Annotated in this window: 24 protein-coding genes and 1 tRNA gene; 11 read left to right on the forward strand and 14 right to left on the reverse strand. The window is 67.4% G+C overall.

Annotated elements, in window-relative coordinates; genetic code table 11:
• Positions 1–594 (forward strand): MarR family winged helix-turn-helix transcriptional regulator (locus tag APY03_RS25385; protein WP_232324399.1); only part of this gene is annotated, 594 nt, incomplete at its 5' end.
• Positions 595–616: 22 nt separating this feature from the next.
• Positions 617–1525 carry a LysR family transcriptional regulator gene (locus tag APY03_RS25390; protein ID WP_068681303.1) on the forward strand — a complete coding sequence of 303 codons (909 nt, stop codon included), beginning with the start codon at positions 617–619 and terminating at the stop codon, positions 1523–1525.
• Positions 1526–1547: 22 nt separating this feature from the next.
• Here the strand turns inward: APY03_RS25390 and APY03_RS25395 are convergent, their stop codons facing one another.
• Positions 1548–1841: a helix-turn-helix domain-containing protein gene (locus APY03_RS25395; protein WP_068681305.1), complete on the reverse strand. Its 294-nt coding sequence runs from the start codon at positions 1839–1841 to the stop codon at positions 1548–1550.
• A 121-nt stretch (positions 1842–1962) separates the two neighbouring features.
• Between APY03_RS25395 and APY03_RS25400 the strand changes: the two genes are divergently transcribed.
• A complete protein-coding gene (locus APY03_RS25400) occupies positions 1963–2604 on the forward strand; it encodes a substrate-binding domain-containing protein (RefSeq protein WP_068681307.1) in 642 nt (213 codons plus the stop codon).
• Positions 2605–2656: 52 nt separating this feature from the next.
• On the opposite strand, the gene APY03_RS25405 is transcribed toward APY03_RS25400, so the two are convergent.
• Together APY03_RS25405 and APY03_RS25410 are read right to left on the reverse strand one after the other, a co-directional pair.
• A complete protein-coding gene (locus tag APY03_RS25405) occupies positions 2657–4606 on the reverse strand; it encodes a tyrosine-type recombinase/integrase (protein ID WP_068681309.1) in 1950 nt (649 codons plus the stop codon).
• Positions 4607–4832: 226 nt separating this feature from the next.
• Positions 4833–4908: transfer RNA gene (locus tag APY03_RS25410), tRNA-Gly, on the reverse strand.
• Positions 4909–4999: 91 nt separating this feature from the next.
• On the opposite strand from APY03_RS25410, the gene APY03_RS25415 reads away from it, so the two are divergent.
• From APY03_RS25415 to APY03_RS25435, 5 genes are all read left to right on the forward strand, one after another.
• Positions 5000–5779: a lysophospholipid acyltransferase family protein gene (locus tag APY03_RS25415; protein ID WP_068681310.1), complete on the forward strand. Its 780-nt coding sequence runs from the start codon at positions 5000–5002 to the stop codon at positions 5777–5779.
• Between the two features lie 14 nt (positions 5780–5793).
• Positions 5794–6855: a phosphatidate cytidylyltransferase gene (locus APY03_RS25420; RefSeq protein WP_068681312.1), complete on the forward strand. Its 1062-nt coding sequence runs from the start codon at positions 5794–5796 to the stop codon at positions 6853–6855.
• A gap of 3 nt (positions 6856–6858) precedes the next feature.
• Positions 6859–7407 (forward strand): crossover junction endodeoxyribonuclease RuvC, encoded by a 549-nt coding sequence (gene ruvC, locus APY03_RS25425; RefSeq protein WP_068681315.1) that lies wholly within the window; start codon positions 6859–6861, stop codon positions 7405–7407.
• A gap of 115 nt (positions 7408–7522) precedes the next feature.
• Positions 7523–8338: a DUF1295 domain-containing protein gene (locus tag APY03_RS25430; protein WP_232081224.1), complete on the forward strand. Its 816-nt coding sequence runs from the start codon at positions 7523–7525 to the stop codon at positions 8336–8338.
• A gap of 100 nt (positions 8339–8438) precedes the next feature.
• Positions 8439–8858, forward strand: a complete 420-nt coding sequence (locus APY03_RS25435) for a DUF2177 family protein (protein WP_068681317.1) — start codon at positions 8439–8441, stop codon at positions 8856–8858.
• A 16-nt stretch (positions 8859–8874) separates the two neighbouring features.
• On the opposite strand, the gene APY03_RS25440 is transcribed toward APY03_RS25435, so the two are convergent.
• On the reverse strand, positions 8875–9531 hold the full coding sequence (locus APY03_RS25440; RefSeq protein ID WP_068681319.1) for a ChrR family anti-sigma-E factor: 657 nt from the start codon (positions 9529–9531) through the stop codon (positions 8875–8877).
• The gene (locus tag APY03_RS25445) at positions 9528–10187 is read right to left on the reverse strand and encodes a sigma-70 family RNA polymerase sigma factor (protein ID WP_068681321.1); all 660 of its coding nucleotides are present in this window, start codon (positions 10185–10187) and stop codon (positions 9528–9530) included. Before APY03_RS25445 ends, APY03_RS25440 begins: the two co-directional genes overlap by 4 nt.
• Positions 10188–10311: 124 nt before the next feature.
• On the opposite strand from APY03_RS25445, the gene APY03_RS25450 reads away from it, so the two are divergent.
• The 3 genes from APY03_RS25450 to APY03_RS25460 are packed head-to-tail and all read left to right on the forward strand — an operon-like array spanning position 10312 to position 13744.
• The gene (locus tag APY03_RS25450; RefSeq protein ID WP_068681323.1) at positions 10312–11679 is read left to right on the forward strand and encodes an NAD(P)/FAD-dependent oxidoreductase; all 1368 of its coding nucleotides are present in this window, start codon (positions 10312–10314) and stop codon (positions 11677–11679) included.
• Positions 11676–12470 carry a DUF1365 domain-containing protein gene (locus APY03_RS25455; RefSeq protein WP_068681325.1) on the forward strand — a complete coding sequence of 265 codons (795 nt, stop codon included), beginning with the start codon at positions 11676–11678 and terminating at the stop codon, positions 12468–12470. The genes APY03_RS25450 and APY03_RS25455 overlap by 4 nt, the downstream gene beginning before the upstream one ends.
• Entirely contained in the window at positions 12467–13744 is a 1278-nt protein-coding gene (locus tag APY03_RS25460) for an SAM-dependent methyltransferase (RefSeq protein ID WP_083944558.1), read from the forward strand. Before APY03_RS25455 ends, APY03_RS25460 begins: the two co-directional genes overlap by 4 nt.
• A 44-nt stretch (positions 13745–13788) precedes the next feature.
• Here APY03_RS25460 and APY03_RS42715 read toward each other — a convergent pair whose 3' ends face one another.
• From APY03_RS42715 to ftsW, 9 genes are all read right to left on the reverse strand, one after another.
• The gene (locus tag APY03_RS42715; RefSeq protein WP_174262786.1) at positions 13789–13965 is read right to left on the reverse strand and encodes a hypothetical protein; all 177 of its coding nucleotides are present in this window, start codon (positions 13963–13965) and stop codon (positions 13789–13791) included.
• A 14-nt stretch (positions 13966–13979) separates the two neighbouring features.
• Positions 13980–14903 (reverse strand): UDP-3-O-acyl-N-acetylglucosamine deacetylase, encoded by a 924-nt coding sequence (gene lpxC / locus APY03_RS25465; protein WP_068681327.1) that lies wholly within the window; start codon positions 14901–14903, stop codon positions 13980–13982.
• Between the two features lie 202 nt (positions 14904–15105).
• Positions 15106–16311, reverse strand: coding sequence for a cell division protein FtsZ (gene ftsZ, locus APY03_RS25470; RefSeq protein WP_068681329.1), 1206 nt, complete (start codon positions 16309–16311; stop codon positions 15106–15108).
• Positions 16312–16465: 154 nt separating this feature from the next.
• Positions 16466–17695, reverse strand: coding sequence for a cell division protein FtsA (ftsA, locus tag APY03_RS25475; RefSeq protein WP_068681331.1), 1230 nt, complete (start codon positions 17693–17695; stop codon positions 16466–16468).
• Positions 17696–17710: 15 nt separating this feature from the next.
• The gene (locus APY03_RS25480) at positions 17711–18502 is read right to left on the reverse strand and encodes a cell division protein FtsQ/DivIB (RefSeq protein ID WP_068681333.1); all 792 of its coding nucleotides are present in this window, start codon (positions 18500–18502) and stop codon (positions 17711–17713) included.
• Positions 18502–19461, reverse strand: coding sequence for a D-alanine--D-alanine ligase (locus APY03_RS25485; protein ID WP_068681335.1), 960 nt, complete (start codon positions 19459–19461; stop codon positions 18502–18504). Before APY03_RS25485 ends, APY03_RS25480 begins: the two co-directional genes overlap by 1 nt.
• Complete coding sequence (gene murC / locus APY03_RS25490) at positions 19458–20930, reverse strand: UDP-N-acetylmuramate--L-alanine ligase (RefSeq protein ID WP_068681337.1); 1473 nt, start codon at positions 20928–20930, stop codon at positions 19458–19460. Before murC ends, APY03_RS25485 begins: the two co-directional genes overlap by 4 nt.
• A gap of 154 nt (positions 20931–21084) precedes the next feature.
• The gene (gene murG, locus APY03_RS25495; protein WP_068681344.1) at positions 21085–22125 is read right to left on the reverse strand and encodes an undecaprenyldiphospho-muramoylpentapeptide beta-N-acetylglucosaminyltransferase; all 1041 of its coding nucleotides are present in this window, start codon (positions 22123–22125) and stop codon (positions 21085–21087) included.
• 77 nt (positions 22126–22202) lie between these two features.
• The gene (gene ftsW, locus APY03_RS25500; protein ID WP_068681339.1) at positions 22203–23498 is read right to left on the reverse strand and encodes a putative lipid II flippase FtsW; all 1296 of its coding nucleotides are present in this window, start codon (positions 23496–23498) and stop codon (positions 22203–22205) included.
• Positions 23499–23694 lie beyond the last annotated feature (196 nt).

The raw sequence follows: 23694 nt of genomic DNA on the forward strand, positions 1-23694 counted from the left end.
CGCAGCCGTAGTGACATTCATGCGTGCCTATGGTTGCGGCGAGGATTCGCCCAAAAAGCGCTCCCGATCATGATGCCGAATGGGTCAACCAGTACGGAAAAATCAGACGACGCCCTTCGGGTGATGGAGCTTTCTACGGCCATCACGCGGCTTTGCACAGCAAGGAATCAAGTGCTGAATCGCGTGGCTGCTCCGTTCGGTTTGACCGCTGTGCAGGTGATGGCGCTACACCATCTGTCGGTCACTCCAGCATGTACGCCTAGCACCTTGGCTCGCAGTCTGGCAGTCGATGCAGCCTCTGTGACAAGGCTGTTAGACCGTCTTGAGGATAAGGGCATGATCCAGAGAGCAGCGCAAGAGCGCGCGGATCGCACGCATGACCGCAGAGTTGTCGAAATTATTCTGACCGAACGCGGAAACAGCGCGATACGGGAACTGAGGTCACATTGGCAGTCCGCGCTCTCGGAACTGATGGAGACTTTCAAGCAAAGCGAGATACATGGGCTATTGGGCCTGCCGGAATTGTGCAGCCAGGACGCCCTCCAACTCGCCCTCGATTGCAAGCCGTTGTCCGTCGCAGACCCACGGCCGTGAAACGGGAATTGGGGGGCGCTTCATGGAGCTACGTCACCTTCGCTGCTTTGTCGCCCTTGCTGAAGAACTGCATTTCACCCGAGCTGCCGAGCGCCTGCATATCGAGCAGCCACCCCTGTCCCGGGCCATCAAGGAACTGGAGGATGAGTTGGGCGTCTTGCTCTTCGACCGCGACCGCAGGGGAACCCGGCTGACCGCAGCAGGCACCGCGTTCCTGCAAGACACTCGCCGACTGTTCACCGTCCTGGAACAGGCACGAGAGAATGCCAAGGCCGTCGCGGCGGGCTCGCGAGGCAGCTTGCGCATCGCAGTTTCCGATGGCGCTATCGATCCCTGGCTGTCGGATTTTCTTGCCAGTTGTCGCGCAGAAGAGCCAGACATCGAGATCCGCTTGTCCGAGGTGCCTTTGGCCGAGCAGTTGCGCGGCCTGAGAGCAGGCGATTTCACGATCGGGTTCGCGCACACGGCAGAGGTCGGTGACGACATTGTTGCCGAACCGATTTGGCAAGACCCGCTGGTGATCGCCGTACCAGTCAGGCATGCGTTGCTCGCCCACAAGGAAGTCCCACTTCACGAACTCGGTGGCCACCCGCTTGTACTGTGCGATCCGCAGGTGTGTGAGGGCTACTGCCGTGAACTGGCTCGACTCCTGCGGCTTCTGAAGCGCGAGCCGAACGTGGTCGAGCACGTATCCTCGCTGGAGATGATGCTTACCTTGGTCAGCGCGGGCTTTGGTGTCGGCTTCACGACAGCCACCAGGGTTGCAATCAGTCAGCGACCAGATGTGCTGACCCGTCCCCTGGCGGTGGATTCGGCAGTAATCACGACCTATCTGCTTCGACTCGGCGGCGGCGATGTGCCGACTTCGCTGGAGCGATTCATCGTCCGCCTGCGAGACCTCGTTCGGCTGCGTGACAGTCTGGGTAGCTAACAGAGCCCGCTACAGCCCCCCTTCAAGAGCCGTCGCCGGCGCCCATGTTGCGCTCCGTTGCAGCCATCAGGTCTGCAGCACTTATTCTGAGCGCCTTTGCGATTTTCAGTATGAGGGGAAGCGTAGGCACGTGCTCCCCGCGTTCAATCTTGCCCATATGTGAGCGCGCAATGCCTGCCAGAGCAGCGAACTCGTCCTGAGCGATTCCTTGATCGACGCGAGCAGCGCGCACGGCCTGTCCGAACGCGGCTGCCGGCTCGGATTCATACGTGGGTGTGCCAGGGGGACGGCCTGGCTGAATAGTGGGCTTCTGCATAAGCAGAAGCGTCGATCAACACACGGAAATTAACCACGTTAAATTTATAGACGTTAAAGTTCTCTCTTAGCTATCATGCTGTCTTATCCTTGATCTGCGTAGCCGCTTTTGTGGGGCTCTCATGCACGACGCCACCAGCCCGCCTACCTGCCTCCGGCTTGCTATAGCTCCGGGCGTACCCTCGCCACACCTCTCTGCGCTACTGGCGCTGCAACACGCGGAAGACCCGAACGTCAGGCTCAAGTTTTTTGAGGTTGAAGGTGACGCGCTGGTGAGAGGGCTTCTTGAAGATCGTTACGACGTGGGGCTATCTCTTCGGGGTCAAGATGATCCGTCCCTGAAAACCCAGCGCTTGTGGGCCGAGAACATGGCCATCGCCATGCCGCCGCGGTTCCGCTTACTTGACCAAGCGAAGCTCACAATCGAGAGTCTCCAAGACTACGCCGTCTATCGCTGGAAAGCAGAGATTTGCCCCCTGCTGGATGAGAGGCTGGCCTCCCTCATGCCGGTGGGCCAGGAGAACATTCGGCAAGTGACTTCCTTCGAGATGATGGCGCTATGGATTGCCGCCGGCTACGGCGTCGGGGTATCCGCACAATCGCGCATCAAGCATGCTCATGGATGGGGGATTAGAATGCGAGCCCTCACCGATGGCCCCTACGACATCGTGACGTACCTGCAACGGCCCCGCGCGCGAGCCGACTCCGTTTCAGAGCGGTTCGCGCGCAGGGCGCTGCAAGTTGCCGGGGTTGGCGCCGCGTGACGGGCACCCCAATGGTCGAGGTCATCTTCCGGCCGTAGGTTGAAGTGCGGGGTTAGGCCCCTTCAAACACCACTGCGCTATTCACCAGCCGACGAACGCTCTGCCGCACATCCTCGGGGATGGGCCGCGGGGCAACAGCTTCGGGCACATCCGTATGGCGCTGGTAGTCGCCCATGATGACCCGGATGATCGCGGGCACGTTGGTCGGCGTGACCGCATCAATGGCCGCGCGATCCCCCAAGTCCGGATGCGGCTGGGTCAGCATGCGGTACAGGCCCCACGAATCCGCGTGCGGGCACTGGTTCATGAGCACCTGGGCCAGCTTGTGCTTGAGGGGCACCAGTTGCCAATCGGGAACACGCTGACCCCGATTGCCCAAGCTGATGGACAGCAGCTTGCCCGCTTTCAGCTCGCGGTTGATCTGGTCCTTGGACTTCCCGGCCAGCTTGCCGAACAGCGGGACCGGCAGATTGTTCGGTGACTCGTACATGGCCAGCATTTCTTCGCGCTCGCGCTGGATTGCGGAGACTTCCGGCTCCGGGGCATGCGCCGGAGTCGGCACCTGCGACAGCCGCTGGAACGTGATCCCGCCGCTATTCGGGGTCACGACAACGGGCGTGGCCACCACAGGCGGGACGCCGAGGGCAGCAGACTCGGCCACCGTGGGGACCGCGTCCACCGCACCTACCGCTTCCTCCACGTCCGCCATCGCCGGCACCCCGTCGATACGAATGGTCAGGTGCGCGCTCGCGGCTTCCACCTGGCCCTGTTCGAGCAAGTCGAGGCGATCGGCCCAGTCTTGCATCATCCGGCGGCGTGGCTCCACGTACTTGGCGTGGTTGTAGGCCGAACTGACCTTGTTGGGGTCGGAGTGCGAAAGCTGCGCGTCCACCCAAATCTTGGGATAGCCGATCTCGTTGAGCGCCGTCGAGATGGTGCCGCGGATGCCGTGGCCGGTCAGGCGCCCCTCATACCCCATGAGCTGTACGGCCTTGTTGAGGGTGTTCTCGCTGATGCGCTTCTTGAGTTCGCTGCGATGCGACAGCAGGTACTTCTGCGCCGGCCGCATCACGCCCAGGAGATAGCGCACGATCTCGATGGCCTGCAGGGACAGAGGCACGATGTAGGGCGGCACGTCCTGCGGCCGCTTGCCAGCCTTGCGCATTTCGTCCTGGAGCTGCTTGACGACCTGCGGCGGAATGATCCACAAGCCCCGGTCGAGGTCGAACTGTTCAGGTTCCGCCAGCCGCAACTCGCCCGTGCGCACTCCGGTCAGGAACAGCAGCCGGACACCAAGCTGGGGCTGCCAGCCGCGGGGGTTGTAGAGCCGGAGCTTCTGAAGGAATTCGGGCAGTTCGGGCAGATGCAGGTAGGGGTTGTGGGCCACCGGGGGCTTGGGTTCGGCCACCACATCTAGGTCGGCGGCCGGGTTGACTTCCATCCCCTCGGCGATGACCAGGGCATAGCGGAACATCTGGTTGAACCAGGTGCGGACCTTTTCCGCGGTGGTGAAGGCCTTGCGTTTCTCGATCGCCGCCAGCACGCCCAGGAGTTGGGGGCGGCGAATGTCGTAGATCGACATCTTCCCCAGGGTGGGCAGCACGTCCTTGTTGAAGATGCGCAGGATCTGCGAAAGCGTGCTCTGGCGGCCTTCCTTGAGTTCCTTGCGCCGATGCTCGACCCAGGCATCGAAGACGTTCTTGAAGGTGTATTCACCCGCCAACCTGGTCGCGTGCCGCCGCTGGTCACGCTCGACCTGGGGATCGATCCCCCTGGCGAGCAAAGCCTGGGCCTTGTCCCGCTCGGCGCGGGCCTCGCGCAGACTGAGGGCAGGATAGCTGCCCAGGGACAAGCGCTTTTGCTTGCCCAGCCAGTAGTAGCGGAATTGCCACGACTTGCCGCCTGCGGCAGAGACCATCAGGCCCAAGCAGTCGTTGTCGGAGAGGGTGTAGCGTTTTCCGGTGGTTCTTGCCTGCCGAACGGTCAGATCAGAGAGTGCCATTTCGAGGCTCCTAAGTTATGACTTAGGTCCTATCCTCGTCATGGTCCCCACTCAGCCCCAGCAACTATCCGATCGCCAACCCACCCGCATTCCTGTGCCTCATTTGGCGCCTCAAAAACGCTGGCTGTGGGTGGATTTCCGTGGCACTCGCTGGAATGAAAAAAGGGGCCGAAGCCCCTTATTTCAATGACTTACAGACGTCAGTAGAAGTCTGTAGATCAAAACTTGGAGCGGGAAAAGAGTCTCGAACTCTCGACCTCAACCTTGGCAAGGTTGCGCTCTACCAACTGAGCTATTCCCGCATTCGAAGGGTGCGAATCATAGCGGATTCGCGAGCCCTCTTTGGCCGCCGCAGGAGAAAAACATGCATGCGCCGCCCGTATCATCGCCGCCATGCTTGCAAAGTTCACGGGGTGGGTGCTGCTGGGCCTGATCCGGCTCCTCACCGGCGCCCAGGCGCGCTGGTGGGGCTGTCCGCCCAAGGCCGAGCAGCGCATCTACTTCGCCAATCACCAAAGCCATCTCGACCTGGTGATGATCTGGGCGGCGCTGCCCGAGGAACTGCGCAGCATCACCCGGCCTATCGCGGCGCGCGACTACTGGGCCACGACGCCCTTCAAGCGCTGGATCACCACCGAGGTGTTCAACGCCATCTACGTGGAGCGCGGCGGCAGCGCACCCGTGGCTGCGCCCGCACCTGTCGCGGCGCCTCGCGAGCGCATCGAGCCCTTCTTCGAAGAGGCGACGCCGATCGCTTCCGAGCCGGTCGAAATGATGCAGGAAGAGTTGCCGCTTGCATCGGCGCCGGCCGACCCCGCGCCTGCGCCGCAGCCCGGCAGTGCCGAGGCGCTGGTGCCGCTGCAGCCGCTGATCGACGCGCTTCAGAGCGGCGACTCGATCATCATCTTTCCCGAGGGCACGCGGGGCCACACCGGCGAGCCGCAGAAGTTCAAGTCCGGCCTCTACACGCTGGCGCAGATGTTCCCCGAAGCGGTGCTGGTCCCGGCCTGGATCGACAACGTGCAGCGCGTGATGCCCAAGGGCGAGGTGGTGCCGGTGCCGATCCTCTGCTCGGTCACCTTCGGCGAGCCGATCCGCCTCGAGGAAAGCGAGGAGCGCCGCCCCTTCCTGGACCGCGCGCGCGAAGCCGTGATCGCATTGCGGTACGTGTAGGGCCTGCCGACCGAATGAACGAATACCTCCGCCAGCTCTCGCCCACCCACCAGGTCGCGGCCCTGTTCTTCATCGTCTTCGGCCTGCTCGTGGCGGTGAGCATCGTGGCCTTCCTGCTGACCTTCCGCGAACGCCGCAACCCCCAGCACGACGAGCGGTGGCAGCGCGAGCTGGCGCACTTCCGCCGCCTGCTGGGCACCACCTGGTTCATGGCGGTGATCTTCTGGATCGGCTGGGCCCTGGGCGAAACGGTGGCCACGGCGCTGTTCGCATTGATCTCGTTCCTTGCACTGCGCGAGTTCATCACGCTGTCGCCGACACGGCGCGGCGACCACCGCAGCCTGATCCTCGCCTTCTTCGTGGTGCTGCCGATCCAGTTCTGGCTGGTCGCGAAGGCGCGCTTCGACCTGTTCACCGTGTTCATCCCGGTCTACGCCTTCCTCGCCATCCCGGTGGTGAGCGCGCTGGCCGACGATCCGAACCACTTCCTGGAGCGCAACGCCAAGCTGCAGTGGGGCATCATGGTCTGCGTCTACGGCATGAGCCATGTGCCGGCGCTGCTGCTGCTCTCCTTCCCGGGGTACGAGGGCAAGAGCGCCTTCCTGGTGTTCTTCCTGGTCTTCGTGGTGCAGACCTGCGTGCTGGTGCAGCACCTGATCGCGCGGCGCACCAGCCTGCCCGGCAGCGCGGACGGCGAGGAGGCCCCTCGAGGCTTGCTGAAGCGCACCGGCGACTGGCTTTTCAGGGACGCGCCGGCCGCGCCGCATGTCAGCAGCAGTTTCAACTGGCGCGGCTGGGCCATCGGCATGGCGATCGCGAGCCTGGTCGGCGCGATGTTCTCCTTCATCACGCCCTTCCGCTTCGGCCAGGCGCTGGCCGTGTCCCTGCTCGCCTGCGTGGCCGGCTCCATGGGTCACCTGGTCATGAAGGCGCTCAAGCGCGACCGCGGCATCCCCAGCTGGGGCGGGCGCGGCATGGGCGTGACCGGCGCCAACGGCCTGCTGGACCGCGTCGATGCGCTGTGCTTCGCGGCACCGGTGTTCTTTCACTCGGTACGCTGGTACTTCGACGCCTGAAGCATGCGTATCCTCGGCATCGACCCCGGCCTGCAGACCACCGGCTTCGGCGTGGTGGACATGGACGGCCACGTGCTGCGCTACGTCGCCAGCGGCACCATCAGCACCCGCAGCGTGCTCAAGGGCGAGCTGCCGGCGCGGCTCAAGGTGCTGTACGACGGCATCGGCGAGATCGTGGCGACCTACCGGCCCGATGCGGCGGCGGTGGAGATCGTGTTCGTCAACGTCAATCCGCAATCCACCCTGCTGCTCGGCCAGGCGCGCGGGGCCTGCATCACTGCGCTGGTGACGAACGCCTTGCCCGTGGCCGAGTACACCGCCTTGCAGATGAAGCAGGCCGTCGCCGGCCACGGCCGCGCCGCCAAGCCGCAGGTGCAGGAAATGGTGCGGCGCCTGCTTCAACTTCCCGGCGTGCCGGGAAGCGACGCAGCCGACGCGCTGGGCATCGCGATCACCCACGCGCACGTGGGCAGCTCGATGGCGCGGCTCGGCCAGGCCGCGGTGCTGACGCGCGGTACCCTCAGCGCGTACCGCGCAGGCCGCACGCGCTGAACGCGCCGGCCGCCCCTCGAGGTGCTTTTCGCAAGCAATCCAGACCGCCCGCCGCGACGTATACCCTTGCATGCGGCCGCGGGCCCGCATTCCACAATTTTTTCAAGAAGCGCGCATGGCGCTGGGGGAAGCGATGACTGCTGCGCTGCTGCTGCCCGCACTTGCGGGGCTGGCGCTCGCAATGGGCCTGGCCCTCCTCACGTGGCTCGCCAGCCTCGTGCGCGGCGATGCGAGCCTGGCCGACCGTGCCTGGCCCTTCCTGATCGCAGGCCCGGCGCTGCTCTACCTCGGGCTGCAGCCCGGCGCAGGCCCGCGCACCTGGCTCATGGCGGCCCTCGGGCTCGCATGGGCGCTGCGGCTCGGCATCTACATCAGCTGGCGGAACTGGGGGCATGGCGAGGACCGGCGCTATCGCGACATGCGGCAGCGCAACGAGCCGGGCTTCCGCTGGAAGAGCCTGTACCTGGTCTTCGGACTGCAGGCCCTGCTGGCCTGGATCGTCTCGGCCCCCTTCCTGGCCGCAGCGGGCTCGACGCGCCCTCTCGGGTGGCTGGACGCCGCGGGCGCCTCCCTGGCCGCGTTCGGCATTGCGTTCGAGGCGATCGGCGACGCGCAGCTCGCGCGCTTCAAGGCCGATCCTGCACACCGCGGCAAAGTCATGGACCGGGGGCTGTGGCGCTACACCCGCCATCCCAACTACTTCGGTGAAGCCTGCGTCTGGTGGGGCCTCTGGTCGATGGCCCTTGGCGCATCGGGATACCAAGGCTTGTGGAGCGCGATCTCGCCGTTGCTCATGACAGGGCTGCTGCTCGAGGTCTCGGGCGTGCGCCTCCTCGAAAAGGACATCGGCGAACGCCGGCCCGCTTACCGCGAGTACATGGCCCGCACCAGCGCCTTCGTGCCGGCACCGCCTCGCCGGAGGCGTTCATGAGATCCGTATGCAGCCAAGTCGGCGCCCGGCGTGATCTGCGGACGCCTTCCGAGCGTAGAGAGCCGTGGGCCGCGTCGGCCCTCGGTCTCCAGGAGCCTCCATGTCCATCCGCCAGTTCCTCATCGCCTATGCCACTTCGGGCCTCGTGTTCCTGGCGATCGACGCCGCTTGGCTGGCCACGATGGCCAGCCGCGTGTATCGGCCTGCGATCGGGCACCTCATGCGGCCCGATGTCGACCTGAAGGCGGCCTTGATCTTCTACACGCTGTATGTGGCGGGCATCGTGATCTTCGCGGTGGCCCCGGCTCTGGAGAGCCGGTCGTGGACGTCGGCCCTCGGCCGGGGCGCCCTCCTCGGCTTGTTCGCCTATGCGACCTACGACCTCACCAACCAGGCCACGCTCAGGGACTGGCCTTGGCGACTGACCCTGATCGACCTCGCCTGGGGCGCCTTCGTCACGGCTGCTGCTGCGGCGGCGGGCTGCCGCATGGTGCTGGCTTTCGGCGGGCCGGCCCGCTGAGCCAGCGCGGTGGCGCCTACATGCCGATCAGCGCGGCCAACGTTCGCGCCAGCGGGCTGTCGAAGCGCATGCGGCCCTCGACCGAGGCCAGGCAAATGCAGTCGCCACCGTCCTGCACCATGGGCTGGTGGTGGACGGTGTCGTCGGCGGCATCGAAGTCTCCCGCACCGAACAGGTCGCGCCCGTCATGAAAAGCGCCATGCAGCACTTGCGTGAGTTCGCAATCGCTGTGCGTGTGAGGGGCCAGGCTCATGCCCGCGCCGATGCGCAGCAGGAACAGCTTGGCCTGCGGATCGGCGGGCAGCACCAGCCGGCTCCAGCGCATGCCCGGGCCCAGCCAGCGCCACGACGTCGCGCTGCAGGCTTCCAGCGCGCGCGGCCAGGCCATGCCGGGCGGCAGCGGTGGCCGCGTGCGCGGCGCAACGGCGGGCGCGCGCGCACGACGCGGCGGGGCATCGATGGCGGCCAGGGTCCTCGCCAGCGCCTGGGAGGAGAGCATCTCGGGCTCCAGCGCCTCCAGCATCACGCCGCCGGCAGTCTCCAGCAAGCGCAACCGGTCGCGGCAATCGGCACAAGTCTCGAGGTGACTGGCCACGACCAGCGCGGGACCTGCGGACAAGGTGCCGGCCGCCATCGACAGCAGCAGATCGTCGGGCGGATGGTGGCGGATCATGGTTCGAGCCCCTCCAGCATCCGGCGCAGGTGGCTCACCGCGAGGCGAACGCGCGACTTGACCGTGCCCAACGGAAGTCCGAGCTCCTCCGCGATCCGGGCATGGGGACGCTCCTCGAAGAATGACAACCGCAGGATGTGCGCCTGGTCTTGCGAAAGGCGGGACATCGCCAGGCGAACGCGCGACTCGCGCTGCCTGGCGCTCACCTGCTCGTCCAGCGAAGGCAGCGGATCGGGGATCTGGCTCGCCTGGTCTTCCTCGTCCGCGACCGTACGGTTGCCAGGGCGCCTCAGGTGGTCCACCCGCAGGTTGCGGGCGATGGTGAAGACCCAGGTGGACAGCCCCGCTCGGTCAGGGTCGAACAGGCCCGCCTTGCGCCACAGGGTGACCATCGTTTCCTGCGTCAACTCCTCGGCCACGGCCTCGGCGGTGCCGCACAGCATCAGGTATGCCTTGACGCGCGGTGCGAAGTGCTTGAACAGGGCGGCGAAAGCCTGCCGGTCGCCGGCAAGCGCCACCGCTCTGAACAGTGCATTGAGTTCCTCGGGGGTCGGCACGGATCCTCGCCGCTCTTCCTTGGTCACGATCGACAGCCAGGGTGCTCGCAGTCCGGCGGGTCCGGAAGCGGCGATCTCTGATTGTGGGGCGATGCGCATGCGGCTCTTACGCGTTGCGCGCGGCATTAGATCACACCGTTTTGCGATTACGAGATCCAAAAGCCTCGTGGGCACGTACAACGCCCAGCCCCTGAACCGTCCCCTTTACCCTACAGGCCAAGCCATGCGCCTCGCGAACGGCATCGAACAACATCCGCCACGGCCCGTGGGTCCGACGCGCCCCGTGCTCGACGTCGCCGTCATCGGCAGCGGCATCTCCGGCTTGTCGGCCGCGTGGCTGCTGGGGCAGCGGCACCAGGTGACGGTGTTCGAGGCCGATGGCCGGCCCGGCGGCCACAGCAACACGGTCGAGATTCCCGGCTCGGCCGGCGCCGTCGGGGTCGATACCGGCTTCATCGTCTACAACGAGGCGGCCTACCCGAACCTGAGCGCGCTTTTCGCGCACCTCGGCGTGGCGACCGATCCCACCGACATGTCGTTCGCGGTGAGCCTGGACGGCGGCGCCCTCGAGTACGCCGGCACGGACCTGCGCGCGCTCTTCGCACAGCGCCGCAACCTGGTCAGCCCGCGCTTCTGGTCGATGCTGCGCGACGTCGTGCGCTTCTACCGCCGGGCGCCGGCGGATGCGGGGTCCTTCGGCCTCATGCCGCTGGACGCCTACCTCGACCTGCACGGCTACGGGCGCGCCTTTCGCGAGGACCATCTCTACCCGATGGCTGCCGCCATCTGGTCCACCTCGCCGGCCCGCATCGGCGAATATCCGACCGAGGCCTTCGTGCGCTTCTGCGAGAACCACCAGCTGCTGGCGCTCGGCCAGCGCCCCGCATGGCGCACGGTGCGCGGCGGCAGCCGACGCTATGTCGAGCGCTTGACGAACGGGCTGGGGCAGCGCCTGCGTCTGGGCAGCGCAGTGGTCCGGGTGCAGGGCGGCGCGGGCGGCGTGCTCGTGCAGACGGCGGACCGGCCGACACCCGAGCGTTTCGACCACGTCGTGATCGCGACCCATGCCGACCAGGCGCTGCGCCTGCTGGCCGACGCAGACGCCGAAGAGCGCAGGCTGCTCGGTGCCTTCGGATACACCCGCAACCACGCCGTGCTCCATGGCGACGCCAGCGTGATGCCCCGTCGACGGGGCCTGTGGTCGAGCTGGAACTACACCGGCGCGCGAGGCGTCGAGGAGGCGCCTCGCGTGAGCTACTGGATGAATCGCCTGCAGCAACTGCCCGGCACCGCTGCGCTGTTCCTCACGTTGAATCCGAAGGACGAGCCGGGACAGGTGCTCCACAGCGAGATCTACGAGCATCCCCTCTTCAACGCCGCCGCCATCCGGGCCCAGCGCGAGCTCTGGACGCTGCAAGGCCGGCGTGGCGTCTGGTTCTGCGGCTCCTACTTCGGCTCCGGCTTCCACGAAGACGGGCTGCAGGCCGGACTCGCCGTCGCCGAGGCGCTGGGCGGCGTGCGCCGGCCCTGGACGGTTGCCGACGAGTCCGGCCGCATCCACCTGCATGCGACGCTGGCCCGTACTTCATGAGCGAACACTCGGCCCTCTACAGCGGCAGCGTGGTGCACCGGCGGTTGCGGCCGGTGGCGCATCGCCTGCGCTACCGCATGTTCTCCCTGCTGCTCGACCTCGACGAGTTGCCCCAGCTGGCAAGCCGCCTGCGGTTCTTCTCGCTCGACCGCTTCAATCTCTTCAGCCTGCACCAGCGCGACCATGGCGCGGGCGGCGACCAGGGCCTGCGCCCCTACGTCGAACATCAGCTCCACGCCGCAGGATTCGCCACCGGCGGCGCCATCCGCCTGCTGGCCATGCCACGCATCCTGGGCTACGTCTTCAATCCCTTGAGCGTCTACTTCTGCCACCACCCTGATGGCGGCCTCCAGGCCATCCTCTACGAGGTCAACAACACCTTCGGCGAGCGCCACAGCTATCTCATCGCGGTGGACGACGCGCAACGCCAGGAGGGCGGGCTCACGCAGCAGTGCGCGAAGCGCTTCCACGTCTCGCCCTTCCTCGAACTGGACATGCACTACCGCTTCGGCATCGCGGCGCCGCGTGCGGACGACGAACGGCTGCGCATCGCCGTCACGGCCAGCGACGGCGAGGGTCCGGTGCTCACGGCCTGCTTCGATGCACGGCGGCGCGCGCTCGACGACCGGCAGCTGCTGCGCGCCTTCATCGCCTGCCCGCTGCTCACCCTGAAGGTGATCACGGCCATCCACTGGGAGGCCCTGCGCCTCTGGGCCAAAGGACTTCGGCTGTATCGGCGTCCGGGGGCTCCCGAACGGGCGGTGACCATCGTCGACAACAAGCATTCATGAGCACTTCATCCCCCACGCCGCAAGACCCTTCGGGCCTGCTCGACGCGATGGCGCCGGCCAAGCCCTCCATCGCGCCGCTGTCGGCCCTGGCCACGCGCCCATTGCGCCAGCTGGTGGCGCGCCTGCTGCGCGGCCTGCAATACGGCACGCTCGCAATCGAGCTGCCGGACGGCGAACGCCTCGAGGGCCGCGGCGCGGCCCCAGGCCCGCACGCCTCGGTAGTGCTGCACCGCTGGCGCCCGCTGCTGCGTCTGCTGCTGCAGGGCGACATCGGCCTGGCCTGTTCCTATCGCGACGGCGACTGGTCGAGCCCCGATCTGGTCGCGCTGCTGGCAGCGGGCCTGCGCAACGAACCCAGCTGGGCCGGTTCGCTCGACGCCGCCCTGCCGGCACGCTGGCTGCACCGGCTGCGTCACCTCGCACGGCGCAACACGCGTCGCGGCAGCCGCGACAACATCGCCTTCCACTACGACCTCGGCAACGACTTCTATGCGCACTGGCTCGACGAGGAGCTGATCTATTCGAGCGCCCTCTACGCGCGCGGCGACGAGTCGCTCGAGGTGGCGCAGGCGGCCAAGCTCGACCGCATCCTGGATCTGCTCGCGCTCGAACCCGAAACCTCGGTGCTGGAGATCGGCTGCGGCTGGGGCGCGCTCGCAGTGGCGATGGCAAGACGCCATCGTGCGCGAGTGACCGGCCTGACGCTTTCCGTCGAGCAATTGGCGCACGCGCGGCGGCGCGCCGTCGACGAGGGCCTGGCGACGCGGCTGGACCTTCGCCTGCAGGACTACCGCGACATCGGCGGACAGTACGACCGCATCGTGTCCATCGAGATGCTCGAAGCCGTCGGCGAGGACTACTGGCCGCTGTACTTCGACACCCTTCGCCGCCGCCTGAAGCCCGATGGCGTCGCCGTGCTGCAGGTGATCACCATCGCGGACGCCCACTTCGATCGCTACCGCGAAGCGGCGGACTTCATCCAGCGTTTCATCTTTCCCGGCGGGATGCTGCCGTCGGAATCCGCGCTGCACGCGCACGCCCAGCGTGCCGGCATGGTGATGGAAAAGGCTCTTTCCTTCGGCGAAAGCTACGCGGCCACGCTGGTGCAATGGCGGGAACGCTTCCTGCGCTCCTGGCCTGCCATCGAGAAGCTGGGCTTCGACCTGTCGTTTCGCAGGCTCTGGGAGTACTACCTCTGCTATTGCGAGGCCGGCTTCCGTGCGGGGCGGGTCGATGTGGGGCTGTACAGGCTGACCTTCCCGGGCAGGCCTTGAGACGCCCCGGGCGGCCCCTCGTGGTGGGGACGCGGGGCCTTCCGCTAGACCACGCGCTCCGCGATCAGCACGGCGAAGAAGCCCAGGGCCGCCAGCAGCGTCCACTTGAGCACGACCCAGCCGAAGCGCTTGTACTTGGGTTGGCCGGTGCCGGCATAGAAAGCGAAGGAAACGCCGGCCACCAGCAGGAGCAGCAGGATGGCCCAGCGGAACAGCAGCATCGGTGTTCCGGCGGCTACCAGGCCCGAGCGACTTCGGCGAAGCCGGCCGGCGCCTGCCGCTGGTCGTCGAAGCTGACGATCTCGTAGGCGTCCGGCTGGGCCAGCAGCTCGCGCAGCAGCTTGTTGTTGAGCGCATGGCCCGAGCGGAAGGCGCTGTAGGCCGCGAGCAGCGGGCGGCCGATGACGTACAGGTCGCCCATGGCGTCGAGGATCTTGTGCTTGACGAACTCGTCGTCGTAGCGCAACCCGCCGGCATTGAGCACCTTGGTGTCGTCCATCACGATCGCGTTGTCGAGCCCGCCACCCAGCGCCAGGCCCTTGGAGCGCATGTACTCGACCTCCTTGGTGAAGCCGAAGGTGCGCGCGCGCGCAATATCGCGGCTGTAGGAGCCCGAGCCCAGGTCGAATTCGAAGCGCTGGCCGCTGGCGTTGACCACGCGGTGGTCGAAGTCGATCTCGAAGCTCAGCTTGAAGCCGTGGTAGGGCACGAGCCGCGCCCACTTGAGGTCGTGCCCCTCGCCCTCCCGCACCTCGACAGGCCGGGTGACGCGTATGAAGCGGCGCGGCGCGTTCTGCAGCTCGATGCCCGCGCTCTGCAGCAGGAACACGAAGGACGAGGCGGAACCGTCGAGGATCGGCACCTCGTCGGCCGTGATGTCGATCAGCAGGTTGTCGATGCCCAGGCCCGCGCAGGCCGACATCAGGTGCTCCACCGTCTGCACCTTGGCGCCGTTGGTGGACACGGTGGAGGCCAGGCGCGTATCGGTCACGGCCTCGGCCCGCATCGGGATCTCGACCGGCTCGGGCAGGTCCACGCGGCGGAACACGATGCCGGCATCGATCGGCGCCGGCCTGAGCGTGAGCTCGACCCGCTGGCCGCTGTGCAGCCCCACGCCAACGGCGCGGGTGATGGATTTCAGGGTTCGTTGCTGGAGCACGGCAGCGATTTTAGGAGCGCGAGGCATCCGGCGCGCCGTGCGCCTCGCAATGGCTGCAATAGCTTCCATCTTCAGGCACCCTGGATTGATGGCGCGAAAAGCGTAGCGAGCGGCCCGAGGTTGCGAGGAGGAGCGGAGCCGTACTTGGGTACGGCGAGCACCGCAGTCGCAAGATCGGGCCGCGCAGTAGCTTTGCGCGCCATCAATCGGCCTGGCGGCGCAGGAAGGCCGGGATCTCGATGTCGTCCATGCCCCCCGTCGAAAGCGCATCCACCTTGGCCGCGGCCATGGTGCGGTTGGTGCGCCACACGCTGGGCACGGCCATGCCGTCGTAGTTGGGCTGGCCGGGCTGGCCCTGCATCGTGCCTCCGAGCGTCGGCACGCCGAACGGGATGTTGTCGGTGCCGGTGCGGATCACCTCCAGCGTCGGCGCCTGCCGGCGTGCGTCCTGGCGCGACAGGCCGGTGGCGACCACGGTCACGCGCATCTCGTCGCCCAGGCTCTCGTCGTAGGCGGCGCCGTAGATCACGTGCGCGTCTTCCGCCGCGAAGGCGCGGATGGTCGTCATCGCCAGCTTCGATTCGCTCAGCTTCAGCGAGTTCTTCGACGCCGTCACCAGCACCAGCACGCCCTTGGCGCCCGAGAGGTCGATACCCTCGAGCAACGGGCAGGCCACCGCCTGTTCGGCGGCGATGCGCGCGCGATCCGGGCCGGAGGCCGCGGCCGTGCCCATCATGGCCTTGCCGGGCTCGCCCATCACGGTGCGCACGTCTTCGAAGTCGACGTTCACGCCGCCGTACTCGTTGATGATCTCCGAGATGCCGCCGACGGCGTTCTTCAGCACGTCGTTGGCGTGCGCGAAGGCCTCGTCCTGGGTGACGTCCTCGCCCAGCACGTCGAGCAGCTTCTCGTTGAGCACCACGATCAGCGAGTCGACGTTCGCCTCCAGCTCGGTGAGGCCGCTGTCGGCATTGGTCATGCGGCGGCCGCCTTCCCAGTCGAAGGGCTTGGTCACCACGCCCACCGTGAGGATGCCCATCTCCTTGGCCACGCGCGCGATCACCGGCGCCGCGCCGGTGCCGGTGCCGCCGCCCATGCCGGCCGTGATGAACAGCATGTGCGCGCCGTTGATGGCGCCGCGGATGTCGTCCACCGCCGCTTCGGCCGCATCGCGGCCCTTCTCGGGCTTGCTGCCCGCGCCCAGCCCGTTGGTGCCGAGCTGGATGGTCTTGTGCGCGTTGCTGCGCTGGAGTGCCTGCGCGTCGGTGTTTGCGCAGATGAATTCCACGCCCTGCACGCGGCGCTCGATCATGTGAGCGACCGCATTGCCGCCGCCGCCGCCCACGCCGATCACCTTGATCTGGGTGCCTTGGTTGAATTCTTCGATCTCGATCATTTCGATGGCCATTTCTGACTCCTTGGTATTGCAGTTGCCTTGTTTGTACGAATGGGTTGTTTTGAGGGTCACCGTCTGCGCTCCTTGGGCGGTCCGGTGCGCCGCCATCGCTCGTTGAAATGTCGAAGGGGGCTCATGGCGAGCCAAGGTGGTGTGCTGGTCATCGTCAGAAGTTCCCCACGATGAAGTCCTTGAATCGGCCGAACGCGGTTTTGACCGAGCCGTTCTTCTGCGCAACCTTGAAGCCGCGCAGCCGTGCAAAACGCGCCTCCTCGAGCAGGCCCATCACGGTCGCGGCACGCGGCTGCGCGACCATGTCCGAAAGCGCGCTCGAATACTTCGGGATCCCGCGCCGCACCGGCTTCAGGAAGATGTCTTCGCCGAGCTCGACCATGCCGGGCATCACCGCGCTGCCGCCGGTGAGCACCACGCCGGAGGACAGCACCTCCTCGTAGCCCGACTCGCGCACCACCTGCTGCACCAGCGAGAAGATCTCTTCCACGCGCGGCTCGATCACGCCGGCCAGCGCCTGCTTGCTGAGCATCCGCGGCCCGCGGTCGCCGAGCCCGGGCACCTCGACCTGCGTCTCGGGATCGGCCAGCAGCTGCTTGGCATAGCCGTTCTCGACCTTGATGTCCTCGGCGTCCTTGGTGGGGGTGCGCAGCGCCATCGCGATGTCGCTGGTGATGAGGTCGCCGGCGATCGGGATCACCGCGGTGTGGCGGATCGCGCCGTTGGTGAAGATGGCCACGTCGGTGGTGCCGGCGCCGATGTCCACCAGCACCACGCCCAGCTCGCGCTCGTCTTCCGTCAGCACCGCCTGGCTGGAGGCCAGCGGGTTCAGCATCAGCTGGTCGACCTCCAGCCCGCAGCGGCGCACGCACTTGATGATGTTCTCGGCCGCGCTCTGCGCGCCGGTGACGATGTGCACCTTGGCTTCGAGGCGCATGCCGCTCATGCCGATCGGCTCCTTCACATCCTGGCCGTCGATCACGAACTCCTGCGGCTCGACCAGCAGCAGGCGCTGGTCGCTGGAGATGTTGATCGCGCGCGCCGTCTCCACCACGCGCGCCACGTCGGCCTGCGTGACTTCCTTGTCCTTGACCGCCACCATGCCGCTCGAATTGATGCCGCGGATGTGGCTGCCGGTGATGCCGGTGTAGACCCGGCTGATCTTGCAGTCGGCCATCAGCTCCGCTTCCTTCAGCGCCTGCTGGATGCTCTGCACCGTGGCATCGATGTTCACCACCACGCCGCGCTTGAGCCCGTTGCTGGGCGCGATGCCCAGCCCCGCCAGCTTGAGCTCGCCGGTAGGCAGCACCTCGGCCACCACCGCCATCACCTTGGCGGTGCCGATGTCGAGTCCGACAACCAGGTCTTTGTATTCCTTGGACATGAATTCCTCTGCTCTCTATTTCTTCCTGGGGGGTGGCGGCTCTGTCGTGACCGTAGTGACGCCGCGCAACCGCAGCGCGTAGCCTTCGTTGTGCCGCAGGTCGGCACCCTCGACCGAGGTGAGGGTGCGCCCGTACTGCCGGGCGACCGGCGCGACCGTGGTCAGGAAACGCTGCGTGCGCGCGGCCACTTCCTCGCCGCGGCCGCGGCCGAGCTCGAGCACCGCGCCGCTGTCCAGCAGCACGCTCCAGCTGCCGCGGCGAGACAGCGTCAGTTGGTCGATCGCCAGCTCGTAGGGCACGAAGAGCGGCTGCAGCACGCGGTACATGCCAAGCACCTGGCTGGCCTGCTCGGGCGGGCCATCGAGGCGCGGCAGCCGGTCGTCGACCTCGGCGACATTGGCATCGAAGACCTCGCCGAAGCCGTTGATCAGGCGCGAATCCGCCTCGTTGCCCCAGTGCGCCACCGGCACATGCTCGGTCAGCGTCGCGCGCAGCTTGTTGGGGAACTCGCGCCGCACCACGGCCTTTCGCACCCAGGGCACGGTCTCGAAGGCGGCGCGGGCCTTCGCCAGGTCCACGGTGAAGAAGTTGCCCGCCAGGTGCGGCGTGACGTTGGCGCGCAGCGTGACCGCGTTGTTGTGCGTGACCTCGCCGTCGACCTTGATGCCGGCGAGCGGGAAGAAGGGCTGGCGCAGCACCCACCACGCACCCGCCGCCAGCAGCACGAGCGCGAACAACGCGTACACCAGGGTCGCGGTCACGTTCATGAGCTTGACGTCGAAGGGCACGGGGATGCTGTGGGCCATCAGACCTCCGCCTTCGAATCGAGCGTGGCGCAAGCCAGCACGCGCAAGCACAGATCCTCATAGGAGATCCCCGCTGCGCGTGCCGACATCGGAACCAGCGAATGGCTGGTCATGCCGGGCGAGGTATTCATCTCCAGCAGGAAGGGCTTGCGGTCGCTGGCGCGGATCATCAGGTCGGCGCGGCCCCAGCCGCGGCAGCCGAGCTGGTGGTAGGCCGCCAGCGAGATGCGCCGGATCTCCTGCTCCTCGGCCGCCGGCAGGCCGCTCGGGCAGTGGTACTTCACGTCGTCGGTGAAGTACTTGTTCTGGTAGTCGTAGGCGCCCTCGGGCGCGGCGATGCGCACCACCGGCAGCGCCTGTGCGTGCAGGCCGCTGCCCAGCACGGCGCAGGTGACTTCCTCGCCCTCGATGAATTCCTCGCACAGGACGTCGCTGTCGTAGCGCACGGCCAGGGCGACGGCGTCCTGCATCTGCGAGTAGCCCTCGACCTTGGTCACGCCGATGGAGGAGCCCTCGCGCGGCGGCTTCACGATCAGCGGCAGGCCCAGCACGTCGGGGACCGCCATGACCTGCTCGCGGCTCTGCTGGTCGAAGGCCAGGCGCGCGTAGCGCGGCGTGGGCAGCCCGTCGGCCTGCCAGATGCGCTTGGTCATGACCTTGTCCATGGCCACGGCCGAGGCCATGACGCCGGAGCCGGTGTAGGGAATGCCCAGCAGCTCCAGCGCGCCTTGCACGGTGCCGTCCTCGCCGTGGCGGCCGTGCAGCACCACGAAGCAGCGCGCGAAGCCTTCGTGCTTGAGCTCGACCAGTTCGCGCTCGGCCGGGTCGAAGGCATGCGCATCGACGCCGCGCGAGCGCAGCGCCTCGAGCACACCGGTGCCCGACATGATGGAAATCTCGCGCTCCGCCGAGGTGCCGCCGAACAGCACCGCGACCTTGCCGAAGTCTTGCGGATTCACAGGGACCTCCCTTCGCGCACGATGTGTCCGGACGTGCGCTCGGATGTAATGGAAGACGACGCCGCGCCGCCCTGCTCGACCACCCTGCCCGGCACGGCGCCGATGGAGCCCGCGCCCATGCAGATGACGACGTCGCCGTCGCGTGCGTTGTCCAGGATGGCCTGCGGCATGGCCGCGATGTCGTCGACGAACACCGGCTCGACCTTGCCCGCCACGCGCAGGGCGCGCGCCAGCGAGCGTCCGTCGGCCGCCACGATGGGCGGCTCGCCGGCGGCATAGACCTCGCCCAGCAGAACCGCATCCGCGCCGCCGATGACCTTGACGAAGTCCTCGAAGCAGTCGCGCGTGCGGGTGTAGCGGTGCGGCTGGAAGGCCAGCACCAGGCGCCGGCCCGGGAAGGCGCCGCGCGCGGCGGCGATGGTGGCCGACATCTCGACCGGGTGATGGCCGTAGTCGTCGATCAGCGTGAAGCTGCCCAGGCCCTGGGCGCCGCGCAGCTTGACATCGCCATAGCGCTGGAAGCGCCGGCCCACGCCCTTGAAATCGGCCAGGCCGCGCTGCACCGCCTCGTCGGGGACGCTGAGCTCGACCGCCACCGCGATCACCGCCAGCGCGTTGCGCACGTTGTGCTCGCCGGGCAGGTTGAGCACGATGTCCAGGTCGGGCAGCGTGACACCGTTGCGCCGCTGCGCGGTGAAGTGCATCTGCTGGCCGACCGCGCGCACGTTGACCGCCCGCACCTGCGCGTCCTCGCCGAAGCCGTAGCTGGTGACGGGGCAGGAGACCTCGGTCACGATCTCGCGCACCGCCGGGTCGTCGGTGCACAGGATCGCCACGCCGTAGAAGGGCATGCGGTGCAGGAAGTCGACAAAGGCCTTCTTGAGCTTGGCGAAGTCGTGCCCGTAGGTCTCCATGTGGTCGGCGTCGATGTTCGTCACCACCGCCATGATGGGCAGCAGGTTGAGGAAGGAGGCGTCCGACTCGTCGGCCTCCACCACGATGTAGTCGCCGCTGCCCAGCTGCGCATTGGCGCCGGCGCTGTTGAGCCGGCCGCCGATCACGAAGGTGGGATCCAGCCCTGCAGCGGCGAGCACGCTGGCCACCAGGCTGGTGGTGGTGGTCTTGCCGTGCGTGCCGGCGATGGCGATGCCCTGCTTGAGCCGCATCAGCTCCGCGAGCATCAGGGCGCGCGGCACCACCGGAATGCGCTTCTCGCGTGCCGCCATCACCTCGGGGTTGTCGGCATGCACGGCGGTGGAGGTGACGACCGCGTCGGCGCCCGCGATGTTCGCCGCGGCGTGGCCCACGAAGGTACCGATGCCCAGGCCGCCGAGGCGCTTGAGCGTGGCGCTGTCCGCCAGGTCCGAACCCGTGATCCTGTAGCCCAGGTTGAAGAGCACCTCGGCGATGCCGCTCATGCCGGAGCCGCCCACGCCGACGAAATGGATGTGCCTGATGGCATGTTTCATACTCGGCCTCCATTCGCCGGAGCATCAGACTTCGCGGCGAGCAAAGCGAAGCCCGTTCGGGGGACACCGCGGAACCGGCTTTGCCGGGCCGCTGGTGTCGCCCCCTTGAGGGGGGAGGCGGCTACACGATGTGAGCAAGCAACGCGGGTGGGCTTCATTTCGCCAGCTCCTCGCAAGCGCGCACCATCACTTCGACGGCCTCGGTCTTCTGCATCGTCCTGGCCTTCACGGCGCGTTCCATGAGCGCGGGGCGCCCGGTCTTCTGTAGCAAATCGGCCAGCAATTCGGGAGTCAATTCGGTTTGCTGGACGAGCCAGCCCCCGCCGGCGTCGACCAGGAAGCGGGCGTTGGTGGTCTGGTGGTCGTCCACGGCGGAAGGGAAAGGCACGAACAGCGCAGCCGCGCCGACGGCCGCGATCTCGGTGACGGTGCTCGCACCGGCGCGTGCGACGATCAGGTCGGCATCGGCATAGGCGCGCGCGGTGTCTTCGATGAAGGGGGTGAGCTCGCCCTGGACGCCGGCGGCGGCGTAGTTGGCGCGCAGCTCGTCGATCTGCCTGGCGCCGCTCTGGTGCGTAACCGTCGGACGCTGTTCCGGCGCGATGCGGGCCAGCGCCTGCGGCACCACGGCGTTGAGCGCCTTCGCGCCCAGGCTGCCGCCTACCACCAGCAGCCTGAGCGGGCCGCTGCGGCCCGCAAAGCGCGTGACAGGATCCGGCTGCGAGAGGAAGGCCGCGCGCAGCGGGTTGCCGATCCATTGCGCCTTCTTCATCACGTTCGGGAAGGCGGTGAACACGCGGTCGGCCACGCCGGCCAGGATCTTGTTGGCGAGCCCGGCCACCGAGTTCTGCTCGTGCAGCACCAGCGGCTTGTTGAGCAGCACGCTCATCATGCCGCCCGGGAAGGTGATGTAGCCGCCCAGGCCCAACACGACGTCGGGCCGCACGCGCCGCACCACGGCCAGGCTTTGCCAGAAGGCGCGAAGCAGCCGCATGGGCAGCAGGGCCAGGGTGATGGGTCCCTTGCCGCGCACGCCGCCGAACTGCACGGGCTCGAAGGCGAAGCCACGCGGCGGCACCAGCCCTTCTTCCATGCTCCCCGGCGCGCCCAGCCAATGCACGCGCCAGCCGCGCTCGCGCAGGGCCTCGGCCACCGCGAGGCCCGGAAAGATGTGACCGCCGGTGCCGCCGGCCATGACGAGTGCCGTGCGGCTCACGAAAGTACCTCCGCCTTCGGCTGCGGTGCTATTCGCCTTCGGAGCGGCCGTGCGGCTCATACTCGGCCTCCGCGCATGAGAACCCGGTTCTCATAGTCGATGCGCAGCACTAACGCCATCGCCACCACGTTCATCAGGATCGCCGAACCGCCGAAGCTCATGAATGGGAGCGTCAGCCCCTTGGTCGGCAGCGCCCCCAGGTTCACGCCCATGTTGATGAAAGCCTGGAAGCCGATCCAGATGCCCACGCCCTGGGCCACGAGACCCGCGAAGACGCGGTCGAGCGCGATGGCCTGGCGGCCGATGTGCATGATGCGGCGGGTGAGCCAGAGGAACAGGCCGATCGCCAGCAGCACCCCGACCAGGCCGAACTCCTCGCCGATCACCGCCATCAGGAAGTCGGTGTGCGCCTCGGGCAGCCAGTGCAGCTTCTCGACGCTGCCGCCCAGGCCGACGCCGAAGATCTCGCCGCGGCCGATGGCGATCAGGGAATGCGAGAGCTGGTAGCCCTTGCCGAGCGCGTGCTCCTCGCTCCACGGGTCGAGGTAGGCAAAGATGCGCTCGCGCCGCCATGGACTGGAGGCCACGATCGTGCCGAAGGCCACCACCACCAGCGCCGCGATCAGGAAGAACATGCGCGCGTTGACGCCACCCAGGAACAGGATGCCCATCGCGATCACCGCGATCACCATGAAGGCGCCCATGTCGGGCTCGGCCATCACCAGCATGCCGACCACCACCACCGCCACGCCCATGGGCAGCACGGCACGGAAGAAGCGCTCCTTGATCTCCATCTTGCGCACCATGTAGCTGGCGGCGTAGAGGATCATCGCGAGCTTGGCCAGTTCGGAAGGCTGGAAGCGCATGAAGCCCATCGGCAGCCAGCGGCGCGCACCGTTCACGCTGATGCCGATGTGCGGGATCAACACCGCGATCAGCAGCAGCAGCGAGGCGACGAAGAGCCACGGCGCGCCGCGCTCCCAGGTGCGCATCGGCACCTGGAAGGCCAGCAGCGCCGCCACGAAGGCGATCACGATCGAGGCGATATGCCGCGTGAGGAAGTAGCTCGGGCCGTAGCCGGAGCGCGCGAAGCGCGGGTTGTCGGGCAGCGCGATGGAGGCCGAGTAGACCATCACCAGCCCCCACGCCAGCAGCGCAACCGTGACCCAGGCCAGCGCCTGGTCGAAGCCCAGCACGCGCACCGGCGCGGCCTTGGTCTGCGTCATGCCGGCGCTGCCCAGGCGCACCGGCAGGTGCATGGGCAAGGCGTCCATGCCGCTCTTGGCGCGGCTGAACCAGCCCTCCCAGAAGCGGGGGGTCTTGTTGGGGGTGGCGGCGGCCGTCACGGGCATTGGGCAGCCTTTCCCGGACTCGTCACTTCGGCCCGTGCCCCATGGGCTTGCTCCTTCTCCCGCTGGGAGAGCGCGGGGGCGAGGGCCCTGGCTTGCTCCATTCCACTCTGGGGGAGGGTTGGGGTCTCGTTCGCTTGTCTGGGCGTTGGTGTTGGGTTGAGGCTGGGGCCGGGAGTTCGCCCCGGCGGGCGAGTCA

Source organism: Variovorax sp. WDL1 (assembly GCF_001541225.1).
Classification (GTDB): domain Bacteria; phylum Pseudomonadota; class Gammaproteobacteria; order Burkholderiales; family Burkholderiaceae_C; genus Variovorax.

Bases quoted from the DNA above. Each gene is read 5' to 3' on its own strand.
- APY03_RS25390 (WP_068681303.1), top strand. From the start codon at position 617: ATGGAGCTACGTCACCTTCGCTGCTTTGTCGCCCTTGCTGAAGAACTG.
- APY03_RS25395 (WP_068681305.1), bottom strand. From the start codon at position 1,841: ATGCAGAAGCCCACTATTCAGCCAGGCCGTCCCCCTGGCACACCCACG.
- APY03_RS25400 (WP_068681307.1), top strand. From the start codon at position 1,963: ATGCACGACGCCACCAGCCCGCCTACCTGCCTCCGGCTTGCTATAGCT.
- APY03_RS25405 (WP_068681309.1), bottom strand. From the start codon at position 4,606: ATGGCACTCTCTGATCTGACCGTTCGGCAGGCAAGAACCACCGGAAAA.
- APY03_RS25415 (WP_068681310.1), top strand. From the start codon at position 5,000: ATGCTTGCAAAGTTCACGGGGTGGGTGCTGCTGGGCCTGATCCGGCTC.
- APY03_RS25420 (WP_068681312.1), top strand. From the start codon at position 5,794: ATGAACGAATACCTCCGCCAGCTCTCGCCCACCCACCAGGTCGCGGCC.
- ruvC (WP_068681315.1), top strand. From the start codon at position 6,859: ATGCGTATCCTCGGCATCGACCCCGGCCTGCAGACCACCGGCTTCGGC.
- APY03_RS25430 (WP_232081224.1), top strand. From the start codon at position 7,523: ATGGCGCTGGGGGAAGCGATGACTGCTGCGCTGCTGCTGCCCGCACTT.
- APY03_RS25435 (WP_068681317.1), top strand. From the start codon at position 8,439: ATGTCCATCCGCCAGTTCCTCATCGCCTATGCCACTTCGGGCCTCGTG.
- APY03_RS25440 (WP_068681319.1), bottom strand. From the start codon at position 9,531: ATGATCCGCCACCATCCGCCCGACGATCTGCTGCTGTCGATGGCGGCC.
- APY03_RS25445 (WP_068681321.1), bottom strand. From the start codon at position 10,187: ATGCGCATCGCCCCACAATCAGAGATCGCCGCTTCCGGACCCGCCGGA.
- APY03_RS25450 (WP_068681323.1), top strand. From the start codon at position 10,312: ATGCGCCTCGCGAACGGCATCGAACAACATCCGCCACGGCCCGTGGGT.
- APY03_RS25455 (WP_068681325.1), top strand. From the start codon at position 11,676: ATGAGCGAACACTCGGCCCTCTACAGCGGCAGCGTGGTGCACCGGCGG.
- APY03_RS25460 (WP_083944558.1), top strand. From the start codon at position 12,467: ATGAGCACTTCATCCCCCACGCCGCAAGACCCTTCGGGCCTGCTCGAC.
- APY03_RS42715 (WP_174262786.1), bottom strand. From the start codon at position 13,965: ATGCTGCTGTTCCGCTGGGCCATCCTGCTGCTCCTGCTGGTGGCCGGC.
- ftsZ (WP_068681329.1), bottom strand. From the start codon at position 16,311: ATGGCCATCGAAATGATCGAGATCGAAGAATTCAACCAAGGCACCCAG.
- ftsA (WP_068681331.1), bottom strand. From the start codon at position 17,695: ATGTCCAAGGAATACAAAGACCTGGTTGTCGGACTCGACATCGGCACC.
- APY03_RS25480 (WP_068681333.1), bottom strand. From the start codon at position 18,502: ATGGCCCACAGCATCCCCGTGCCCTTCGACGTCAAGCTCATGAACGTG.
- murC (WP_068681337.1), bottom strand. From the start codon at position 20,930: ATGAAACATGCCATCAGGCACATCCATTTCGTCGGCGTGGGCGGCTCC.
- murG (WP_068681344.1), bottom strand. From the start codon at position 22,125: ATGGCCGGCGGCACCGGCGGTCACATCTTTCCGGGCCTCGCGGTGGCC.
- ftsW (WP_068681339.1), bottom strand. From the start codon at position 23,498: ATGCCCGTGACGGCCGCCGCCACCCCCAACAAGACCCCCCGCTTCTGG.